Genomic DNA, 1,807 nt, shown 5'->3' on the forward strand with positions numbered 1-1,807 from the left:
CGGACCACCGGGCGCGGCGCGGCCATGGCCGAGGCCCAGCCGACACGGACCATCGCCTCGGCGTCGGTCGACGGCGACCAGCCACCGACGATCAGCGCCGCCCGCTGCTGGCGGGCGCGCAGCACGGCGACGTCCCGCACGTGTGGGTAGGGGGCGCGCGGCTCGGCGTGCAGGTCGTCCCCGTCATCCCAGACGGCGATCAGCCCGAGGTTCACGACCGGGGCGAACACGGCCGCCCTGGTCCCCACGACGACCCGGGCCTGCCCGCGGCGGGCTGCGAGGAAGCGCCGGTAGCGTTCAGCCGGGCCGAGATCGGCACGCAGCGTGACGAAATCGTCCGGGTCGAGCACGTCCATCAGCGCGGCGGCGACCCGGTCGACGTCACGGTGGTCGGGCACGACGACCACCGCCCCGCGGGCGGACGCCACCGTGGCGGCCACGGCCGCGGCGACCATCGCCGGCCAGGATGACGGCCCGGGAAGCGCCCACCACACGACCCGGGGGCTGCCGCCGGCCCGCAGGGCCGCCAGCATCCGCTCCCCGTCAGGGTAGTCCGCCCAGGCACCGGGCAGCCCCGCCCGCGCCGCCACCGCCGTGCTCCCAGCCACCGCCGTCCCAGCTGCTGTAGCCCCATCCACCGCCGGCCCGGCCGCCGTCGGCCGTGCCGGCGGGNNGTCGGCCGTGCCGGCGGGTCAGCCGGCGTCGGCGGGCCGGCGGGGGACGTCGAGCTGACGGGAGGCTCCTTCTGTGCCCTGGTCTCCTTCTCCACTCGGGCGTGCCGGGGTGGGATGGCGAGCCGGAGCACGTCGGCGACCGTGCCCGCGTAACGGTCGGCCACCGCCCGGGCCAGCTCGGCGATCTCGGGGGCGAGGACCGGCTCCGCGGAGGTGACCCTGGCCAGGAAGGCGAGCCGGCCGGTGTGCTCGGAACGCTCACAGCGCTCGAGGATGAAACCGTCCAGCAGCCGGCCGGCGAACCGGACCCGGACCCGAGCGCCGGGGACTGCCTCCTGCGCCCACTGCCGCGGTACCAGGTAGTCGAACGGCCGGTCCAGATGGGCGTGCCCGACGTCCACCGCAACCCGGGCGACCGGCAGCTCGCTCGCGGCGACCGGCGCCCCCACAGCGGCGACGGTCTTCCTGCCAGTACCCACTCTCGAGGACGCCGGGCGAGGCGAGCGGGCGCCCCGAGCGGGCGCAGGCACTCCGACATCCACCCCCGCGGCGGCCGCCCCGCCCGCCGGAGGCCGTGCCGGCCGTCGGGCCGGCTGCGGCGTCCAGCCCGACGAAGACCCCAAGTTGTTCGGGCATACCTGTTTGGTACCAGTCCCCTACGACAGATCGTCCATCCCCCACGGGGACACCCGCTTACAGACGCGGCGACCCGCCCCCCACGAAGCCCAGAGACAGGGGCCCCCGAATTTTCGCCAAGCGGACACACCCACACCATCCGCCCCGCTGGCGGTCGCATGGGCGACCGCCAGCCCCACGAAAGCCCCAACCATAGAGGCAGGGGCCCCCAAATTTTCGCCAAGCGGAAATTTGGGGTCAGCGGATGGCGGCGGCCAGGGACTGGGCGCGGGAGGTGGACTCCCAGGTGAAGTCGAGTTCCGGGCGTCCGAAGTGGCCGTAGGCGGCGGTCTGGGTGTAGATCGGCCGCAGCAGGTCCAGGTCCCGGATGATCGCGGCCGGCCGGAGGTCGAAGACGGTGGTCACGGCGTCCTGGATCCGCTCGTCGGGCACCACACCGGTACCGAAGGTCTCGACGAACAGGCCGACGGGGTGCGCCTTGCCGATGGCGTAGGCGA

1 protein-coding gene and 2 pseudogenes are annotated in these 1,807 nt (G+C 74.8%); all 3 read right to left on the reverse strand.

The features are described from left to right. A pseudogene (locus tag FrCorBMG51_RS34300) lies at nt 1-608 on the reverse strand (primosomal protein N'); the annotation flags it as partial. 236 nt (nt 609-844) lie between these two features. After that, nucleotides 845-1,216, reverse strand: a pseudogene (locus FrCorBMG51_RS34305) (primosomal protein N' family DNA-binding protein); the annotation flags it as partial. A gap of 331 nt (nt 1,217-1,547) precedes the next feature. Next, nucleotides 1,548-1,807, reverse strand: a 260-nt coding sequence (locus tag FrCorBMG51_RS24390; RefSeq protein ID WP_047225342.1) for a methionine adenosyltransferase domain-containing protein, incomplete at its 5' end; no start/stop codon positions are given.

The organism is Protofrankia coriariae (assembly GCF_001017755.1).
GTDB classification, from domain to species: Bacteria; Actinomycetota; Actinomycetes; order Frankiales; family Frankiaceae; genus Protofrankia; species Protofrankia coriariae.